Consider the following 20215-nt stretch of genomic DNA (forward strand, 5'->3'; position numbering starts at 1 on the left):
CCCACTTCTTTGCTTGGTATATGTCAGTATATCGGAAATAGCGCGGTTTTTGAACTTTTTTTTGAGACAACCCAAGTTGATCCTGATTCGAACTTCCTGTTCAAGGGTAAAAACAAATAGGCCGGACAGTTGTGAGAAACGCTGATCATGAGCCTCTCCGCTACCAAGCGGTGACACATTATTAACTCTCTGTTATGCATTGCGGGACAACCTGCTTATCACGGCATGACAGGCTAATTTTAAATAAAAGGATGGGATTAATATGGCTACAAAAAACAAAACAGATCAAGCGAAATCGGTGGAACAAGTACTTAATCGTCAGGTAGCCAACCTGAACGTATTGTATGTCAAAATTCATAACTATCACTGGTACGTTAAAGGACCTAACTTCTTCACGTTGCATGTGAAATTTGAAGAGTTCTACAACGAAGTTACCGTGCAAATGGATGAAATTGCGGAGCGTATTCTTACGCTCAAAGGTAGCCCGGCGGCTACAATGAAAGAGTATCTGGAGCTTTCCTCTATCCAGGAGGCAGCTGGTGGCGAAGACGCGAATACAATGGTGCAAAACCTGATTGAGGACTTCGCTACACTTTCGAACGAATATCAGGAAGGTATTGAAGTTGCAGAAGCAGCTGAAGATCAACCAACATCCGATATGTTGACAGGCTTCAAGGCTGACCTTGAGAAACACATGTGGATGCTTCGCTCTTTCCTGGGTTAATACAAGCAAGAATTAATCTAATACAAGTATGTTTCCTTCGTAAGCTTTCTGTTCCCCAATCATGTTGTCAGAAACGCCCTAAGCGTCTATACTGCTGACAAGAACGATGGGGGAGGAACAGCTTATGTTAGAACCAACGATACCGGCTTTAAAAGAGTGGGCCTCAGCAATCAAAGCACTGGAAACGGGTCGCCAAATTATGGTGATGCGCAAAGGTGGGATTGTAGAGGAAACCCGACATTTTGAGCTGAAAAGTCCGGCGTTTTACCTGTATCCGACTTATGAACATCAGCGTAAAGAACTGATTAAGTCCTCGGATCAATCCTTTGTTGAAGAATCATTGGCCGAATGGGTGCCCGAAGCTTCGACAATCCGCATTACTGCTTATGCCGAAGTAACGCAGGATCTGGAGATACGAGATCAGGAGATGCTGGATCGACTTCTTGACTTTCATATGTGGACAGCGGATTTTGCCGAAGACCGTTTGAAATGGAAACGGAAAGATCCGCTCCATGTATTGATTTTACGTGTGTACCTTTTGAAAGAACCGATGGAAATCCCCGTATTGCCTGAATATAATGGCTGTCGCTCATGGATTTCTATTCCGAATGGTCCGGTGCCGCGCGAAATGACGCCAGTGGTGGACGTTGCGGATTTTGACGAACAGGTACAGAAGATTAACGAGATGCTCAAATTGTAATATTATTAATGAAGGGGCTTGTCCATAATATGGATAAGTCCTTTTTTGGATTAGTGTGCAGCAGATATGATAAAAGCTTGATTTTCTGTGATTTTTCTCACTGTCCATCTCGGCAGAAGATGTTTTCTCATTTGATTCAATCTGGTATTTATTATAGAATCAGAAAGAATAATGTTTCCTTCAAGGAATATACACTCTTAGGAAATAGCTTGATTATCATTGAGAATCAGTTTAGAATTATTCTAAAGTGTTCTTGCTTTGAAGATTCGAGTACAAGAGAAATTCAGGGGAAGCCCTGTTCAGATATAATAGGCGCTTTTTCGTTTTCGACAGCAAACATCAATTTAATCAATGGAGGGAAACAATACACATGGCTACGAATTTCGTCATTGAAGGTCTGAAAGCGACGATCGAAGGTAAGGAAATCCTGAAAGGCATCAACCTGGAAATGAAAGGTGGAGAAATCCACGCAATCATGGGTCCGAACGGAACAGGTAAATCAACTTTGGCTTCTGCATTGATGGGCCATCCGAAATATGAAGTAACTGACGGTACAATTACACTTGATGGTGAAGATGTATTGGATATGGCAGTAGATGAGCGTGCACGTGCAGGTCTCTTCCTGGCTATGCAATATCCAAGTGAGATTGCTGGTGTTACTAACTCCGACTTCTTGCGTAGTGCAATTAACGCACGTCGTGGCGAAGGTAACGAGATCTCCCTGATCAAGTTCATTCGTCAAATGGAAGGTAAAATGAAAGAACTCGACATGAACCCTGAGTTCGCTCACCGTTACCTGAATGAAGGTTTCTCCGGTGGTGAGAAAAAACGTAACGAGATTCTGCAGATGATGCTGCTTGATCCGAAAATCGTAGTACTTGATGAAATTGACTCCGGTCTGGACATCGATGCTCTGAAAATCGTGGCAAACGGCGTAAATGCAATGAAGAGCGAAGATCGTGGTTTCTTGATCATCACTCACTATCAACGCCTGCTTAACTACATTACTCCTGACTATGTACACGTTATGATGCAAGGTCGTATCGTGAAATCCGGCGGACCTGAACTGGCACACCGTCTGGAAGCTGAAGGATATGACTGGGTTAAGGAAGAGCTGGGAATTACAGACGAAACTGTAGGTCAAGAAGCGTAAAGACAAAACGGAGGAGGATTAATTAATGACTACACAAACAATTCTTCCGGTTGAATCTGAAGCGCTTCGCGCCTTGTCGGAAAGCAACAATGAACCCGGCTGGTTGACCGAACAGCGACTCGAAGCTTTGAAGCTTGCGAGTGGGCTTGCGCTTCCTAAACTGGAAAAACAAAAAATCGAACGCTGGAATGTCAGCGAGTACGGAACATATAAAGCAAGTGAAGCTATTTCTTCTTTGACAGAAGTACCTGCTTCTATCAAAGATCTGGTTCAGGATCAAGCTGAAGGCAGTCTGGTTATCCAGCGCAATTCCGGTGCGGTATATTCTAAAGTGTCTGCTGAACTGGCGGCAAAAGGAGTTATCTTCACGGATCTGGCTACTGCGGTTCGCGAACACAGTGATTTGGTAAAACCATATCTGAACACAGCAGTGAAAGCAGATGAGCATTCCCTTGCTGCACTTCATGCGGCACTTTGGAACGGCGGGGTGTTCCTGTATGTTCCGAAGAATGTTGAAATTGAAGTACCACTGCAAGCAGTGCTGCTTACGGATGATGCATCTGCAACGTTTGCACCTCACGTACTCGTGGTTGCAGAAGCAAACAGCTCAGTAACTTATGTGGATAACTATGTATCCGGCGAACTGTCCGCACCTGTATTCCATAATGGTGTTGTGGAAGTATTCGCAAAATCCGGTGCTAAAGTACGCTATGCATCGGTTCATCAACTGAGTGTGAACGTAACTGATGTTTCATTCCGTCGTGCAGTCTTGGAGAATGATGCTTCGATCGAGTGGATCGTCGGTGAAATGAACAATGGCGATACAGCAAGTAACACGATGACTGTGCTTAAAGGCAATGGATCAAGTTCCGACTCCAAAGTTATCGCTGTAGGTTCCGGTTCCCAGAAAATTAACTACACCACAGAAGCTCGTCACTTCGGCAAGAATACGCCAAGTCAGATGATTACACGTGCGGTTATGCGTGAAGAAGCTTCTGCAATCATCAACGGCATCACGAAGATTGAGAAAGGCGCTACCAAAGCTGATGGACAGCAGACAGAGAAAGTGTTGATGCTGAGCCCTAAAGCACGTGGAGACGCTAACCCAATCCTTCTGATTGATGAGGATGATGTAACAGCAGGTCACGCGGCTTCTGTTGGTCAAGTCAATGCCGAGCAGATTCATTACTTGATGTCGCGCGGAATTAACCGTACGGATGCCGAACGCCTGATCATCTATGGCTTCCTGGCTCCGGTGGTGGCGGATATTCCTCTGGAAGCACTGCGTACCCAATTGCAGTCCCTGATTGAGAAGAAGCTGGGACAATGAACCCGTCCATTCGCGAGCAGTTCCCGATCCTCCACCAGGAAATCAACGGACACCCGCTCGTATATTTAGATAGTGCTGCAACTTCACAAAAGCCTCGTGCTGTGATTGAAGCGGTCAAACATTATTATGAGTATGAGAACTCCAACGTGCATCGTGGTGTTCATACCCTTGGAAGCCGTGCAACGGACGCTTACGAAGGCGCACGTGAGAAGGTAGCCAAGTTTATCAATGCACGTAGTACGCAGGAGATTATCTTTACCCGCGGGACAACGACAGCCCTGAATCTGGTGGCTTCATCATACGCCCGCGCCAATTGCAAAGAAGGCGATGAAATTGTTATCACGCAAATGGAGCACCATAGTAATCTGATACCTTGGCAGCAGGTTGCCAAGGAGACAGGTGCAACATTGAAATACATCCCGCTTCAGCCTGACGGTCATATTGAACTGGCAGATGTCGAGAAGACGATTACGAACAATACTAAAATTGTAGCAATCGCTTATGTATCCAATGTTATGGGTCTGATTCATCCTGTGAAACAAATTGCTGAAATTGCACACCGCAATGGTGCTGTCATCGTTGTTGATGGCGCACAAAGCACACCTCATATGAAGGTGGACGTGCAGGATCTGGACTGTGATTTCTATGCATTATCCGGTCATAAAATGTGCGGACCAACCGGAATCGGTGCACTCTACGGCAAAAAGGCGCTGCTGGAGTCCATGGAGCCTATTGAGTTCGGCGGTGAAATGATCGATGATGTGGGTCTATACGAATCCAACTGGAAAGAGCTTCCTTGGAAGTTCGAAGGTGGAACCCCGATTATCGCAGGTGCGGTAGGATTGGGAGCTGCCATTGATTTCCTGGAACAGATTGGTATGGATGAGATTGCACATCATGAGAGTGTGCTGGCAGCTTATGCAACAGAACGTCTGGCCGAGATCGATGGGTTAACCATCTATGGCCCAGCGAAGCGGCATGTGGGTGTTGTTACCTTTAATCTGGGGGATGTTCATCCGCATGATGTGGCAACCGTACTGGATGCGAGTGGCGTAGCCATTCGTGCCGGACACCATTGCTGTCAACCGCTAATGCGCTGGCTTGAAGTTAGCTCAACAGCTCGTGCCAGCTTCTATCTATACAATAACGAACAAGATGTAGATCGGCTTGTCAGCGCCTTAATCCAGACAAAGGAGTACTTTGGCGATGCAACTTGATGATCTGTACAGACGTGTTATAATGGACCACTACAAAAACCCGCGTAACCGCGGAACATTTGATAATGACGCTGTCACGGTGAATTTGAACAATCCAACGTGCGGCGACCGGATTTCACTGCAAATTTTGCTGAAAGACGGAATCGTTCAGGAAGCCAAATATACGGGTGAAGGCTGCTCCATCAGCATGTCCTCTGCATCAATGATGACGGAGGCCGTCAAAGGCAAAACGATGGAACAGGCACTCGATATCGCTAACCGTTTTTCCTCACTGATGAAAGGTGAAGAAGTCGATTTCGACGATTATGAAGATCTCGAAGCCCTATCCGGTGTGAACAAGTTCCCTGCACGCATCAAATGTGCCACTCTGGCCTGGAATGCATTACGCAAAGGGATTGACGAAGAGAACAAAGTACAATAACGATAGGGAGGTAGAGCAAGATGGCTAAAAAAGCACCAGAAATGGAAGAGTATAAATATGGTTTCCGCGACGAGCACAAATCCATCTTTCAAACCGGTAAAGGTCTGACTGCAGAAGTAGTTACCGAGATTTCCCGGATTAAGAACGAACCGGAATGGATGTTGGAATTCCGTCTGAAATCCTTGAAACAATTCGAAAAGATGCCGATGCCGAAATGGGGCGGAGATCTCGACGGATTGGATTTCAACGATATTCAGTACTACGTTCGTGCTTCTGAAAAACAAGGGAAAACATGGGAAGAGGTCCCTTCTGAAATCAAGGAAACCTTTGATAAATTGGGTATCCCTGAAGCAGAGCAAAAATTCCTTGCAGGGGTATCGGCTCAGTATGAATCTGAGGTTGTATATCACAACATGCAAAAGGAATTGGAAGACCAAGGGGTAATCTTCATGGATACGGATACGGCTCTCAGAGAGCATCCGGAAATCCTGCGTGAATATTTTGCAACAGTTATTCCGCCAGCAGATAACAAATTTGCTGCATTGAACAGTGCGGTGTGGTCCGGAGGAAGCTTTATCTACGTGCCTAAGGGCGTTAAATGTGAAGTGCCTCTGCAAGCCTACTTCCGGATCAACTCCGAGAATATGGGGCAATTCGAGCGTACACTTATCATTGCGGACGAAGACAGCTTTGTTCACTATGTAGAGGGCTGTACAGCTCCGATCTACAGCACAAACTCACTGCACAGTGCGGTCGTTGAGATCATCTGTAAGAAAAATGCTCGTGTTCGTTACACAACGATTCAAAACTGGGCACCAAACATCTACAACCTCGTTACGAAACGTGCGGTTGCAGAAGAAAATGCAACGATGGAATGGGTCGATGGTAACATCGGTTCCAAACTGACGATGAAATATCCAGCGGTTGTACTGAAAGGTCGTGGAGCTAAAGGTTCCGTACTCTCCATCGCTGTAGCTGGTAAAAACCAGCATCAGGATGCAGGTGCGAAAATGATCCACTTGGCTCCGGATACAACATCTACGATCGTATCCAAATCCATCAGTAAACATGGTGGTAAAGTAACGTACCGTGGTTTGGCTTCCTTTGGACGTCAAGCTGAGGGCGCGAAATCCAACATCAAGTGTGATACACTCATTCTCGATAATGAGTCCACATCAGATACAATTCCTTACAATGAAATCATGAATGATAACATCATGCTGGAGCATGAAGCTACGGTATCCAAAGTGTCCGAGGATCAGCTCTTCTACCTGATGAGCCGCGGTCTGACGGATGCAGAAGCTACACAAATGATCATCATGGGCTTCATTGAGCCATTCACGAAGGAATTGCCAATGGAATATGCTGTTGAGATGAATAGATTGATCAAATTCGAAATGGAAGGCTCTATTGGTTAATCCCATTCAAAAAGGATTATTCAGCAGATCGGGACGTTCTCGTCCTGAATCCGACCTAACTTAAATCATGTAATACTAAAAAAGATCGAGGTGAATTCCTCGGTCTTTTTTTTATACTGTTCTGTTCATTTATTGTACATATTAATGATCAGATTCTAGTATAGAACGAAATATAAGGGAAAAGAATTTGACTAAAAAAGCATACTGCTATGCTTAAACCTAGTCTGAGCGGTGCTTTTTTGTAATAAAATAAGACCAATAGCACAAGCCATTTCATAGATTTAAGCATGTAATGATAGAAAAGGATGTGAGTGTATGAGCGTTAACCCTTTCGAGGGATATCGGATTACAAGTTCATTCGGCTATCGCATTCATCCCATTCATGGTGGACAAACATTTCACCGCGGAATTGATCTCGTAACAGAGCCGTGGAATGGCCCTGTCTATGCCTTTATGGAAGGCAGGGTACGTTTTGCTTCCGAAGGAGTTACAGGCTCCGGATTCGGCGGTTATGGGCTTACAGTTGCCCTTCAAGATCATCGAGGCTACTTGCATTGTTATGGTCACCTTTCTCGCATTGCCGTAACAGTTGGACAGTTGGTGAAACGAGGCCAGCTGATCGGTAATCAGGGAAGCACGGGTCAGAGTACTGGTCCGCATGTACATTATGAGATTCGTAAAACAAGTGCACCTTCTTACGGGTATACAGCCAGTGAAGATGGTGTGACGGAACCCGCTGCATATCTGGCGGCCGAATACGGAACTGCGACTCAGGAACAGGAGGCTCCGCCGATGACCGCTGAGCAGAAGAGAATATTTGAAGACATGCAGAAGACGCTGGAGATTCAAGAGGAATGGATTCAGCAACAAAATCAACTTTCCAATATGGATTGTCCCACATGGGCGCAACAAGCTTATGATTATTATCGTCCGTTTATTATGAACGACAAAGGCAGTTATGAATTTTGGAGATTACTTGTTATCATGCACCGTAAGGAAAAAGGCATCCAGGTTCATTCGGATTAGAATATATAGATCATTCGGAACGACAGGATTTATTTTTATGAATAGTTCGAATCCTCGGGGCAGAACCCAGGCAGACAACCAATTGTGGAATGTTGCCACTTCGCCCGGTTCATTAGGTCGATAAACGTCATATGTTAGGGTATACCTGATGAAGAGGAGGCAATCACATGAGCGAAGTAGGATATGGCTGTGGAGGCAACGTAGGCGGAGTAGGTGGCGTTGGTGGATACAATATGTTCACTAACACGGGTGCAATCCTGGTACTGTTCATTCTGTTGGTTATCATCACAAAAGCATTCTGCGTGTAATCCAATATGATCGAATAGAAATACACAAAGGGAAGCCGATTAAGGCTTCCCTTTGGTCATAATCAACTTATTAAGTTTGCTATGCCTATCTAAGCTACTTTTTGGTTCTTCGTATGCATGTTTGTACAATGAACAGTTACTGTACATAGATCTCAACGATAGCAATATCTCTTTCTTTCGCTAAATCAATAAAGGCCGTAGAGGTCTGAACGAGTGGGCGGAAGTAATCTGCAGGATTATTCATCACAATTAGTCCCGTCTGACCCGTGGAGAGCAGAACCCGTTTACCGATAAAATTAGGCAACATGTGCTTGATCAGTTCCTGCGTGGCTTCACCATTTAACTGACCGAAACTGAGACTGTACAGTTCACACAGAACAGAGATGAGTTCCTGTTTGGTTTGATACACCCGATTGGTCGTCATGGCGCTGTAAACGTCCGCTACAGCCGTTATACGGGAATATGGGTGGATCTCGTCCCCTCGCAGTCCATGGGGATAACCACTTCCATCCTCGCGCTCATGATGCTGAAGAGCAACCGTTGCCAGAATTTCATCCTGCGTGGATTCTTTAATGATATCGTACCCATAGAATGTGTGTTTCTTCATTTCGTCAAATTCTTCCGTGGTCAATTTACCAGGTTTATGTAACATTTCAGAAGGAATCTTGGACTTGCCAATATCATGAAGATATCCTGCTTTGGCTACCGTTAGACATTCCTCGGGGTTATAACCCATCCAGCCGGCGATATAAAAAGCGAGCATTCCGACTTGCAATGAATGGTTATACGTATAATCACTATCCCCGTCCAGCATAAGCAACAAGGAGACAACATCTTTCTGCTTTTCCAACTGTCCCGTTAGGGTAATCAAAATCTCATCGACTTGTGTCTCATCAATAAAACCCTTCTCCATCGCTTGTTGAAATAGAGACTCAGTACCTTTGATCGTATCGTTAAACAGATTAGTTAACAGACGGGTTTGATCGGAAGGTAAGGTTTGTGCATCAGAGTGTAGGTCGGATGTTGTATGTTCTACATCTGCGTAATCGATTCCATGTTGCAGCAGCTTGGACAGGTCATCTTCACTGAGGGTGGAACCTTTCATCAGGATGTGGAGACCCGAACTGTTGTATACATCATTTTTTAACAGGTCGCCAGGTTTGAGATCAGTAACATGCACTCTCACGTATAAACCACCTTTTCCTCGACTAATATCGACATATATCATTATAATAACAAGAAAAAAATGGGTTGACAACGACTTATTTACTATTAACCCACTCTGTCTAAAAAGGTGTAAAGGCTCATTGTTTAGTTCTCCATGGGGTTCCATGGTCCTAATTGATGACCCTTCCATTCTGATCCATCTTCCCAGATTTCCTTTTTCCAGATCGGAACGGTCTGTTTGAGTCTCTCTATGGCGTAGCGGCTTGCATCATAGCAATCGTTGCGATGAGGTGAGGATACGGCAATGACTACACTAATCTCTGCCACATCCACTTTGCCGATGCGGTGACTGATTGCACACAACACACCAGGCCATCGATCGGAGATTTCCACACCAATAGCCGCCATCTGAGAAAGGGCCATTGGCACATAGGCCTCATACTCCAGATGGACGGTGCGCTGTTCACCAGTCATTTCACGAGTCGTACCTACAAAAGTAAGAGCTGCCCCGTGATTCGGGGTAATCACTAGCGCCGTTGTTGCTTCTACAGACAAGGTGGACTCTGTAATCAGGAATAAGCCATCTTCCGTCCGATGCTCAGGAAAAGTAGATTGATGCTCATTGGATATATCCGTACCATCGCCTCCCGAGACTGGAGGTATTAAGGCAAGTTCGTCTTCTGATCTAATTATAGTATCGGCAGGAGCGTACTGTTGGTTAACGGCCAAAAAGGATGACCTTATCTGAGAAGCTGCCTCAGGGTAAGCCAGACTCAGTTTTTCTTTTAACTCGGCAGCGGTTGGAATGCCTTCAATATATTCAAACTCCAGAAGGGATGTATTTAAGCGTTCAGCAATGCCTGCAAATAGTTGAATTGTCAATTTCATGGATATGGTCCACCTCTTTTTGGTCTTTAAACCCTTTAAATATATCATAACGACGTGGAAAATGTTATGCTTATCCATTAGAAGAATGAACGTTTATTCAAGAGCAGGGGAGGCGGTGTGATGAGCACCAGGGAGAAGCAAACGTTAACGATTCTACACACCAATGACATTCATAGCCACTTTGGCTCCATGAGCACCATCGCCGCTATGATCAATGAGGAACGGGACCAAGGTGGCAACCTTCTTGTATTGGATATCGGTGATCATATGGACCGGATGGCCGTTGAAACAGAGGGAACACTGGGTACGGCTAATGTTGATGTCATTAACCTGACGGGCTACGATGCCATTACAATTGGTAACAACGAAGGACTCACGTTTACGCCAGATCAGCTCGCGCAGTCCTATGCTGGCCTTCTGTGTCCTGTGGTATGCGGCAATGTTGTGGAGCAAGATACTGGCCTTCCGCCAGTCTGGATGAAACCTTCTCTGATTGTGGAGAAAGGTCCATTTCGCATTGGTCTGCTGGGGGCAACTGCGCCTTTCACCACGTTTTACGAACTTCTTGGGTGGGATGTTCTGGACCCTCTGGAGTCACTAAGTGCTCAAGTAGAATCGTTACGTGATGAAGTGGATGTGGTGGTTATTCTTTCACATCTGGGACTTTCCACAGATCGGAGACTGGCGCAGCAGATCACTGGAATTGATGTTATTCTCGGTGGACATACCCATCATGTTCTAGAAGAACCATTAGTCATAGGCCAGACCGTGCTGGGCGCAGCTGGGAAATTTGGACAATGGCTTGGGAAAGTGGTTCTGGAACGAACAAGCGGGGGAGAACCTCTTCAACTGGTAAGTAGCGGTTGTATGGCTGCCAAGAGTATATTACTGGATGATCAGGTCGCGCTGGCAATCGCTACGGATCGTGCGGAAGCCGAAAGGGCACTTAATCAGACGGCAGTGATAACAGACCGGGTACTGCCCATCGCGTATGACAGGGAATCGCCGCTAGCAACATTGCTTGCACAAGCTGTTCGTCATTTCACGGGGGCACAGCTATCGTTGGTGAACGCAGGTCAGCTTCTCGGAGATCTTCCACAAGGTAATATTACAAAAGGAATGTTGCATTCCCTATGTCCATCTCCTATAAATGCTTGTACAATATGCTTGAGTGGAAGTCATATTCGTGAAGCACTTGAACAGTCCTTGTTGGATGAATTTTCAGGTAAGCCTATTGTCGGCTTTGGTTTTCGTGGTCAAATTCTAGGTACATTATGTATGGATGGAATGGAAGTTCAATACAATCCGCATGCGCCTGCCTATGAGAAGATCCAGACCATATCCATTAATGGGGAGCCTATGGACGAACAGTGTGAGTATATCGTTGGAACACTGGACATGTTTACGTTCAATGTCGGGTATCCTCCTCTGGCTCATGGAACCCGTACGCTCTATCATCTTCCCGAATTCATACGCGATCTGCTGGAAACGGAAATTAAACGACCAGGGGCTCTGGACGACAGCCTGCGAGCCCGCTGGCATCAAAGCTAAATTAAAGGACTTGCCTTCTGCTGAAGCGGCGGCTAGTGGTAATTACATCTACGGAGCGGGAGAGGATAGGCTGTGCGTTTAGTACATATAAACCTATTGCAGCCTGGCATGAAGCTGGGGAAACGAATTTATAGTGAAGAAGGCCTGGTATTACTTAGTGAGGATGTAGAGCTAACCAGTCGATTGATTGGGCGGCTCAAAGATCTCGGGGTTGGTTATGTGTATATTAAAGATGCTGCGACAGAGGATATCATCGTTCCTGATATGTTGCAGGAAGAGACCAAGAGGAAGGCATTGGTAGAGATCAAGCAGCAATTTCAGAGTATGTCAGGACTAAAAACCAAAAATCAGATTCCTCATTTCGGTAAAGCGCTTAGTGGTGTGATGAATGCCATTCTGGAAGACATCGGCAGTCAGAAGGAAGCCATGATTATGCTGATGGACATGAATTCCAGTGATTTTGACCTGTATAACCATTCTCTGAATGTATGTGTGTACACATTGGTTCTTGGTGTCGCTTCGGGTTACACACGCCAGCAATTAATGGAGATTGGTCTGGGCGCCTTGTTGCATGATATCGGCAAGACACAGATTGCACCTGAGATCCTGCACAAACCCTCCAGATTGAGTGACGAGGAATTTAAAATCATTCAGCAGCACACTACATATGGACACCGTATTCTCAAAGATGAACCAGGCATACCGCTTCTATCTGCGCATTGTGCATTGCAGCACCATGAACGAATTGATGGTAGCGGATATCCATTTGGGTTGAAAGACAAAGAAATTCACGAATATGCCAAGTGGATTGCGCTTGCTGATTCCTATGATGCCATGACGACGAATCGGGTGTACAAGCAAGCCTTATTGCCGCATCAGGCTGTCGAGGTTCTGTACACTGGTTCAGGGACCCTGTACGAACAACGGATGCTGGAGAAGTTCAGGGATTGTGTAGCCATATACCCAGTAGGTCTTTCAGTTAAGCTCAGTACGGGAGAGGTTGGGGTAGTTGCATCCATTCATTCACGTGTTCCCCAACGTCCGCTGATCCGTGTTCTAAAAGATGCGGACGGCCAGACTTTATCTTCGCCTTACGAAATTAACCTGCTGACAGCTCTGTCTGTGATGATCACAGGTGTAGAGGGTGTGGAGGATACACCATCTGCGGCCCAAAGTGAACAGGTGCAAAGCTGAACAACTAGAAAGATGATTAGCGCTCATGTCGTAATATCGGGGCCGTTTCGTGATTCGGTCCAGAGTTGCCTGAGCGTTTTTTGTCATGTAATGGACAGGGTCTACGTATGCCGGAGCATTCAAAATTGTGCTATGATAAAAGATAACTCCAAAAAGAGAAACACAAGGTATGATGTAAATAAAACTTTTTAGGTTAATAAAAGGAATAAGGTGAAGAACAATGACCATGCTAAACTCAGGATCGGTACAACCGATGCCTTTATCGCCGACCAATGATCCGTGGGATCCGATCGGCTCTCTGCGTACATATGGACGCCATGTGCTGACCAGTGTAGAAATGACTGTGACACATCTGTGCAATATGAGGTGTGAGCATTGTGCCGTGGGAGATATGCTTACGATGCGCGAAGCACCGGCTCTACCACTTCCTCTGATGCTGAAACGATTGGATGAAGTGGAGCATCTGCAGACGATTAGTCTGACGGGTGGCGAGCCAAGCTTTAGCCAGAAAACAGTGGATGAAATGATCATCCCACTGCTCAAATATGCCAAGGAACGTGGAATTCGTTCCCAGATTAATTCGAATTTGACATTGGATATCAGTCGGTATGAGCAGCTTTTACCGTATCTGGACGTTATGCATATCTCATTCAACTATCTGAATGCTGACGATTTCCATCAAGTCGGATTTGCAAATAGTGGCAGACCTGTAAAACGTGAAGTAGCGGTGAAGATGTATGAGAAAATGATTGAGAATTCCCGCAAACTGAGTGAAGCAGGCATGTTTATCTCTGCGGAGTCAATGATTAACTTCCGTACGCATGACAAGCTGGATGGTATTCATCAATTGATTCGTGAGATGGGCTGTGTTCGCCATGAAGTGCATCCGATGTATAACTCGAACTTTGCTTCGTCGCTGCCCGTGTTATCACTGGATCATATGAGAGCGGCGATTCATCGTTTGCTTGATGTGCGTGACAAGGATATGTGGATGCTCTTCGGGACATTGCCATTCTTCGCATGTAGTGCAGCTGAGCAGGATCGGGAATTGATTAACCGACTGTACAGCGAGCCAAATGTGACGGTACGTAACGATCCGGACGGACGCAACCGTGTGAACGTCAACATGTTTACAGGCAATGTGTATGTGACGGATTTTGCGGATATCCCGGCGTTTGGCAACATTCGTGATCGTAAGCTGGATGAGGTGTTCCATGAGTGGTCAGCGGAACATCCGCTCAATCAGACGGTTAACTGCCATTGTGATATCGCATCCTGTTGCGGGCCAAACCTGCTCGTAGCGGATATGTATTACAAAGGTGTGGATTTCAAATCCAGAAAGGCCATCACACGTTGATATTCCAGGTGTATTCCTGAAATAGATAGAAAAGGGGAGTTTCAACTTGGATATTCATACCGAGTTTCATCTTGGGCAGCTAGTATTTAATCTGGTCTGTGTCTTTTTGCTCGTATTTTTGAATGGCGTATTTGTTGCAGCAGAATTTTCGCTTGTGAAAGTAAGGCAGACACGCTTAACTCAATTACAGAGTGAAGGAAACCGTATGGCTGGTTACGCATTGAAGGTGAATAGTAAACTGGATTCCTATCTATCGGCAACTCAGTTCGGGATTACGCTGACATCGCTCGGACTTGGGTGGCTGGGAGAACCGGCCATTTCGGAATTGCTCGTTGAGCCACTCATGTTTAAACTTGGTGTAGGAGATGCAGGACTTATTTCGACTGTGTCGGTCATTATTGGTTTTTGTATCATTACATTTCTGCATATTGTTCTAGGTGAGCTCGCCCCTAAATCACTTGCTATTCAAAAAACAGACGGTGTGGCATTGTTCTTATCTGCACCTTTGCTGTTGTTCTACAAAATTTTCTTTCCGTTCATCTGGGTACTGAATGTATCGGCCAATGCATTGCTGCGTCTGGCAGGTATCGAACCTGCCAGTGAAGGAGAAGCTCACTCAGAAGATGAGCTTCGTATACTGATGAAGCAGAGTGCCAAAAGTGGGGTCATTGATAAGGATGAGATCAAACTGATGGATAACATCTTTGACTTCTCCGATATGCTGGCACGTGAAGTCATGCTGCCTCGTACGGATATGGATTGTTTGTATACCCACATGTCTTTGGAGGAAAATCTGGAGATTATTAATGCAACCAAACATTCCCGGTATCCTGTGGCAGTAGAAGACAAGGATGAGATTATAGGGTTTATCCATATCACAGACCTGCTGCTGGCTGACCCGGAGCAGCAACGTGATCTGGCTTCGCTTGTCCGTCCCATCTTGAACGTTCCCGAATCCATGGAGATTAGCCAGGTATTGCGGATGATGCAGAAGAAACATTCTCAGATGACCCTGGTCGTGGATGAGTATGGGGGCACAGCTGGATTGCTGACTGCGGAAGAGATTCTGGAAGAGATCGTTGGAGACTTGTATGACGAGTTTGAGGATGAGCGTCCGCATATGGAACGCACCGGCGATTCATTTTCCATTGATGGTCGATCGCTTATTGAAGAAGTTCATAAGTGGACTGGGGCCATCATTGAGGATGAGGAAGTAGATACGATTGGTGGATGGCTGTTTAAAGAGCTTGGAGGCAGTCCGGCCAAGGGGAAAATGCAGGAGCTTAATGGGTACGTTTTTGAAGTGGAAGAAGCCACTCGCTTACGAATCACCCGGGTTCGAGTGTATAAGCAATCTGTCCCACAAGACATGAATACGGAAGAAGATCAGTCAACACACTAAATTGACCTCTGAAGGAACGCCTTATGGTGGACTTTCAGAGGTTTTTTTGATGTGTCAGTTAAAAGGGGATTAACTTGCCGACCTGAAACATATGGATATAGAGACGGAAGTAATTGTTTTAAAGGTACGTTGAGTGCATATAAACATGCAGAAAGGAGAGTTATTCTGTGAAAGATCCACAGCTTCGAGCTTATGTCCCATTTGTAGGACCGTTTGATCCTTGTCCACCCGTAAAGATTCGAACGTATCTGGTTCCTCCGCAATTATTCATTCCATTTCAACCTATGGGCTGGCCTCAGTACAGCCCGGCAGAAGCCTTAAGAATCGGAACGTTGTGGCCTGCATTATACAGCCCTTATACACCAGCGAGATCGAAAGGGAGGAAGGTGGAGTCGGATGGAGCCTGAAGTACCCAAAGCCTGTGATGCAAGGTACTACGAGCTGTTAGAGGAGCTCCAGGCACTGGACTTTGTATTAGTTGAGCTGAATCTGTATCTGGACACCCATCCGGGTGATTTTCAGAGTATTGAACAGTACAACAAATTCAGTCAGGAGCGCATGAGAGTTGCACATGAATTTCAACAATTGTATGGACCGCTGATGAACTTTGGTCATGCATTCTCCAAATATCCTTGGGAGTGGTCTCAGACACCGTGGCCATGGCAGGTGTGAAATAATCCCCTCGGGTTTCCGTGCAAATTTGTAAAGCCGGGGACTCGGGGAACATGCCAGCAATTTCGATTTTATTAAAAAAGGAGGGCTCTGCATGTGGGTGTATGAGAAAAAATTGCAGTATCCTGTTCGGGTTAGCAAATGTGATCCTCATATGGCAAAATTGCTGGCTGAACAATATGGAGGAGCGGACGGTGAGCTGGCAGCAGCTCTGCGGTACTTGAACCAGCGGTATACCATTCCGGACAAAATAATCGGGCTGCTGAACGACATAGGCACAGAGGAATTTGCTCACCTTGAGATGATTGCCACCATGATCTACAAGTTAACAAAGGACGCGTCAGTGGAGCAACTAGAGGAAGCAGGACTCGGTCCTAATTATGCTCAGCGCGATTCTGCTTTATTTTACACGAATTCCTCAGGTGTACCTTTTACTGCAGCATACATTGCTTCAAAGGGAGATCCAATCGCGGATTTGTACGAGGATATTGCAGCAGAAGAGAAAGCCCGGGCTACATATCAATGGTTAATCGATCTGACCGATGACGTAGATCTACAGGATAGTCTGAAGTTTCTGCGGGAACGGGAGATCGTGCATTCGTTAAGGTTCCGGGAAGCCGTGGAGATTTTGAAAGACGATCGGGACACAAAGAAAATTTTTTGAATATTTAATATCGATGCAGAAGTCTGGCAGTCCAGTAGGGCTGCTTTTTTGTATGAAAAGATAATAAAATTAAATAAAAAATTTTTAAGATTAAATTACATATAATAATATAATTTACAAATATTGTTGTTAAATACACTGACATATTATACAATGAAATTGTAGTTAAAAACTCTATTAAGGAGATGATCATTTTGAGACTTAGTAAAGTTCTTATGTTGACTGCATGTTCCTTTATTCTGACCACTTCCATTTCAAGTGCTGGCGTGTCTGCGGCAACTATTCAACCGAATACCAGTACAAGTGTATCAGACGTAGTATCTCCTATGCTTGAAAGTAAAACTTTTTCTGTAGTGCATTATTATCCTGTAGGTTTTGGAGTACCACAATATCTTACGGATTATGTTACGCCAGACGGCTATGTAGGCACCTTAGTGTTGTCTAGTTATCATATTGTTGATGGAATTGTTGCTGCAAGATACGAAGGGACCGTTTACAGATAATCAGAAATGGTTGATTAAACATAGTTCACAGGTTCCTATAACAACGCTTTTATAAAATTTTAAAAGTAGCAGTTCTCAAGATTGAATAATCTTGGAACTGCTACTTTCATTTAGAGCATCTTTTTCAGTTTAATAGATACTACAGTTGTATGCTTACGGTTTCTTCACCAGGGCTTACATAATTGACACTTACTTTATCGGATGGCACAGAGTGATATCCTCCGGTTTGTCCACTGCCCCAACTGCTATATATCAGATTGCTACCAGAATAGTAGCCTACAGTGATATCATGCCAGCGCACATTTTTAATCGATGAACCTGTGTTCATGTTCTCGGGTTTTTGACCGATAGTGGTCATTCGTTTTACTCTCATCCCTATACCGCTTTTATCCCAGCCACTTACCCCGCTTCTTACAATCGTTGTTGTCAATTGTTCGCCAGTCGTTGTGATTCCTGATACTGCCAACGTACATTCATTGGGATTGGTCACATAAAATTTCATATAAATGTCTTGATTTGAACGATAGCGAGTAGTACTGGGAACCATCGCTCCATTTGCTAGCGTCGTGGGGGACCAATTATCAAAGGCTGTGCTGTATTGTAAACCTGCATCGATCCCATTTCCGTTAGATCCCCAACCTCCCAGATATACATAAGGAACATCCGTTGAAACATTTCCTTTTACGTATGGGGCACCTGGGATGGTAACATAAGTACTTAACCAGTTGTATCCATTATTTGAGAAAACTCTTCGATAAGGACCGGAACCTCCGCTTGGATTAGGTACTTCGGCAGCGGGCGAAATTTGGGTATCATCTTTAATAGCAGATGCTGAAAAATCGTTCGTGGATACTCCGGGACCAACAAGTTCTTTTCCGGATGCACTTTGATAGACATTGTTCTCAACCAGATCATATACTTCTGTCGTTTCTTTGAGTTCCATCTTGTTAGAGTAAATGGCACCATCTTCTGCGACATAGATGACATTTTCTCGATCTTCTTCGTCGAGCCGGGCCATCACATCAGCAATCACTTCTCGCTCATTTCCAGTGATTGCTGAATCGATGTTGACTTCGATCCTTTTTTTAAGCTCGTTGTTCATGGTGATCGTGTCCATATTACCATCTGCGAATACAAGATTGAATGGAGTTAATAACAAAGCTAAGGATAATAATGAAGTTAGCGATTTTCTTATCTTCAAACTCAAAACTCCCTCTCTCAAATGGAATGTGTGTTGAATAATTACCAATGAATTTTAACTACGTTTAATGCAGCAACTCAGGATAATGGTAGATATAGATCGTGCTTGAACATAAACATCTCCTTTTATGGATTTTAATTACTTCTATATGATAGTTTTTATGTAATAATATGTAAGTGACTATTTTCACAGTAAAAGGTAATAAATCTCAAATGAACGTTATAGGTAAGAAAATGGAGAAACAAAAAAACCATCTCTAGTAGTGGTACCAGAGATGGTTTTATTAAATTTTGAAGTGTATACCTAGTATTCAACCACCATGGCAACATTTTGCCACCCGGCTCCAACGGTCCAGAACAACACTTTGTCACCACGCTGAATCTGCCCGGTTGTAACCGCTCGATGCAATGCAATGAACGGACTGCTGGTTGATGTATATCCGAACTCATCTCCGATATAGACAGCAATATCATCACCGATGCCAACGTTCTCGGATACAGCGCGAATGTTGCTAATGGATAGCTGGGAGAAGCAGGCGGCTCTGATCTCGTCAGGTCCAATCTCGTTGCGTGCCAGCAAGGTACGAATGGACTCTGAAGCGGCATCCACACAGATGGAATCATCAAAAGGGATGAATTTCACATGAAAGGCACCCGCATCTACACCCGTCTTGCCCAGCTTCGCCAAGCCTTCTGCAGGAAAAAGAGAATTGCCGTACACGCAGGTATCCGTCTGATAGATTGAATCAATGAAACCGATAGCATGTTCATCCCGTTCTATAATCACCGCCGCTGCTGCATCACCGAAATTGGCGAAGTACACGGGATCATCGGGACTAGCGTGAGGAGCTACGTAATCCGAGCCAATGATTAAAGCCCGGCGAATCCGAGGATTACCCAGCATCTGCCGGCTAACCTGTTCGAAAGCAGCAGTCATGCCTGCACAGTTGGCGTTACTGTCAATACAGATCGTGTGAGAAGCTCCGTTAATCAGGCGATGAATCATCAGGGAATTCGTAGGAAAGATGTATTCTGGCGTTTGGCTTGCATAAGCAATCAGATCAATATCTGCACCGGTGAGTCCGGTTTTTTCCAGTAAATTACTGGTTGCCTCAAAGGCCATGCTTAGTGAATTTTCGTCATCATTGTCAATTTTATAACGTGTATCACGCCCAAGTGCCTTTAACAATCCACGAATATCTACACCTCTTGCATCAAAATGTTCAATATAAAAATCATTGTGCACCTTGGTTGCTGGATGATAGATATCGATATCTACAATACGAATTCCGGCCATCTTCATTCTCCTCTTGAGCGGAA

At 44.9% G+C, this 20215-nt stretch carries 21 protein-coding genes; 17 read left to right on the plus strand and 4 right to left on the minus strand.

Annotation, left to right across the window (positions count from 1 at the left end):
* Positions 1-262: 262 nt before the first annotated feature.
* The 9 genes from MKZ12_RS09460 to MKZ12_RS09500 all read left to right on the plus strand — a co-directional run bounded on the left by MKZ12_RS09460 (position 263) and on the right by MKZ12_RS09500 (position 8297).
* Positions 263-724 (plus strand): Dps family protein, encoded by a 462-nt coding sequence (locus MKZ12_RS09460; protein ID WP_339240949.1) that lies wholly within the window; start codon positions 263-265, stop codon positions 722-724.
* Positions 725-848: 124 nt separating this feature from the next.
* Positions 849-1424, plus strand: a complete 576-nt coding sequence (locus MKZ12_RS09465) for a DUF1802 family protein (protein WP_339240951.1) — start codon at positions 849-851, stop codon at positions 1422-1424.
* A 370-nt stretch (positions 1425-1794) separates the two neighbouring features.
* A complete protein-coding gene (sufC, locus tag MKZ12_RS09470; RefSeq protein ID WP_062833524.1) occupies positions 1795-2577 on the plus strand; it encodes a Fe-S cluster assembly ATPase SufC in 783 nt (260 codons plus the stop codon).
* 25 nt (positions 2578-2602) lie between these two features.
* Positions 2603-3907, plus strand: a complete 1305-nt coding sequence (sufD, locus tag MKZ12_RS09475; protein WP_339260096.1) for a Fe-S cluster assembly protein SufD — start codon at positions 2603-2605, stop codon at positions 3905-3907.
* On the plus strand, positions 3904-5124 hold the full coding sequence (locus MKZ12_RS09480) for a cysteine desulfurase (protein WP_091032625.1): 1221 nt from the start codon (positions 3904-3906) through the stop codon (positions 5122-5124). Before sufD ends, MKZ12_RS09480 begins: the two co-directional genes overlap by 4 nt.
* Complete coding sequence (gene sufU, locus MKZ12_RS09485) at positions 5114-5545, plus strand: Fe-S cluster assembly sulfur transfer protein SufU (protein ID WP_017689537.1); 432 nt, start codon at positions 5114-5116, stop codon at positions 5543-5545. The genes MKZ12_RS09480 and sufU overlap by 11 nt, the downstream gene beginning before the upstream one ends.
* A gap of 20 nt (positions 5546-5565) precedes the next feature.
* Positions 5566-6963: a Fe-S cluster assembly protein SufB gene (gene sufB, locus MKZ12_RS09490; protein ID WP_339240954.1), complete on the plus strand. Its 1398-nt coding sequence runs from the start codon at positions 5566-5568 to the stop codon at positions 6961-6963.
* A gap of 315 nt (positions 6964-7278) precedes the next feature.
* Positions 7279-7989: a M23 family metallopeptidase gene (locus MKZ12_RS09495; RefSeq protein ID WP_339260098.1), complete on the plus strand. Its 711-nt coding sequence runs from the start codon at positions 7279-7281 to the stop codon at positions 7987-7989.
* A gap of 167 nt (positions 7990-8156) precedes the next feature.
* Positions 8157-8297, plus strand: a complete 141-nt coding sequence (locus MKZ12_RS09500) for a hypothetical protein (RefSeq protein WP_017689533.1) — start codon at positions 8157-8159, stop codon at positions 8295-8297.
* Between the two features lie 136 nt (positions 8298-8433).
* Here the strand turns inward: MKZ12_RS09500 and MKZ12_RS09505 are convergent, their stop codons facing one another.
* Positions 8434-9483 (minus strand): HD-GYP domain-containing protein, encoded by a 1050-nt coding sequence (locus MKZ12_RS09505; protein WP_339240956.1) that lies wholly within the window; start codon positions 9481-9483, stop codon positions 8434-8436.
* Between the two features lie 125 nt (positions 9484-9608).
* Positions 9609-10352: a molybdenum cofactor biosynthesis protein MoaE gene (locus MKZ12_RS09510; protein ID WP_339260100.1), complete on the minus strand. Its 744-nt coding sequence runs from the start codon at positions 10350-10352 to the stop codon at positions 9609-9611.
* Between the two features lie 120 nt (positions 10353-10472).
* Between MKZ12_RS09510 and MKZ12_RS09515 the strand changes: the two genes are divergently transcribed.
* The 8 genes from MKZ12_RS09515 (at position 10473) to MKZ12_RS09550 (ending at position 17695) form a co-directional block, all read left to right on the plus strand.
* Positions 10473-11903, plus strand: a complete 1431-nt coding sequence (locus MKZ12_RS09515) for a 5'-nucleotidase C-terminal domain-containing protein (protein WP_339260102.1) — start codon at positions 10473-10475, stop codon at positions 11901-11903.
* 72 nt (positions 11904-11975) lie between these two features.
* The gene (locus MKZ12_RS09520) at positions 11976-13097 is read left to right on the plus strand and encodes an HD-GYP domain-containing protein (RefSeq protein ID WP_339260103.1); all 1122 of its coding nucleotides are present in this window, start codon (positions 11976-11978) and stop codon (positions 13095-13097) included.
* A 220-nt stretch (positions 13098-13317) separates the two neighbouring features.
* The gene (gene yfkAB, locus MKZ12_RS09525; RefSeq protein WP_091014610.1) at positions 13318-14454 is read left to right on the plus strand and encodes a radical SAM/CxCxxxxC motif protein YfkAB; all 1137 of its coding nucleotides are present in this window, start codon (positions 13318-13320) and stop codon (positions 14452-14454) included.
* 46 nt (positions 14455-14500) lie between these two features.
* Complete coding sequence (locus MKZ12_RS09530; RefSeq protein WP_339240960.1) at positions 14501-15856, plus strand: hemolysin family protein; 1356 nt, start codon at positions 14501-14503, stop codon at positions 15854-15856.
* Between the two features lie 167 nt (positions 15857-16023).
* Positions 16024-16263 carry a spore coat associated protein CotJA gene (locus MKZ12_RS09535; protein ID WP_091014608.1) on the plus strand — a complete coding sequence of 80 codons (240 nt, stop codon included), beginning with the start codon at positions 16024-16026 and terminating at the stop codon, positions 16261-16263.
* Positions 16253-16528: a spore coat protein CotJB gene (locus MKZ12_RS09540; protein WP_091014607.1), complete on the plus strand. Its 276-nt coding sequence runs from the start codon at positions 16253-16255 to the stop codon at positions 16526-16528. Before MKZ12_RS09535 ends, MKZ12_RS09540 begins: the two co-directional genes overlap by 11 nt.
* A gap of 94 nt (positions 16529-16622) precedes the next feature.
* Complete coding sequence (locus MKZ12_RS09545) at positions 16623-17192, plus strand: manganese catalase family protein (protein ID WP_091014606.1); 570 nt, start codon at positions 16623-16625, stop codon at positions 17190-17192.
* A 194-nt stretch (positions 17193-17386) separates the two neighbouring features.
* A complete protein-coding gene (locus tag MKZ12_RS09550) occupies positions 17387-17695 on the plus strand; it encodes a hypothetical protein (RefSeq protein WP_339260105.1) in 309 nt (102 codons plus the stop codon).
* A gap of 139 nt (positions 17696-17834) precedes the next feature.
* On the opposite strand, the gene MKZ12_RS09555 is transcribed toward MKZ12_RS09550, so the two are convergent.
* Both MKZ12_RS09555 and MKZ12_RS09560 read right to left on the minus strand, forming a co-directional pair.
* Complete coding sequence (locus MKZ12_RS09555; RefSeq protein WP_339260106.1) at positions 17835-18896, minus strand: hypothetical protein; 1062 nt, start codon at positions 18894-18896, stop codon at positions 17835-17837.
* 303 nt (positions 18897-19199) lie between these two features.
* Positions 19200-20192 (minus strand): 3-oxoacyl-[acyl-carrier-protein] synthase III C-terminal domain-containing protein, encoded by a 993-nt coding sequence (locus tag MKZ12_RS09560; protein ID WP_339260108.1) that lies wholly within the window; start codon positions 20190-20192, stop codon positions 19200-19202.
* Positions 20193-20215 lie beyond the last annotated feature (23 nt).

The sequence above is a fragment of the Paenibacillus sp. FSL R5-0713 genome (assembly GCF_037973325.1).
In the GTDB taxonomy this organism is placed as follows: Bacteria; Bacillota; Bacilli; order Paenibacillales; family Paenibacillaceae; genus Paenibacillus.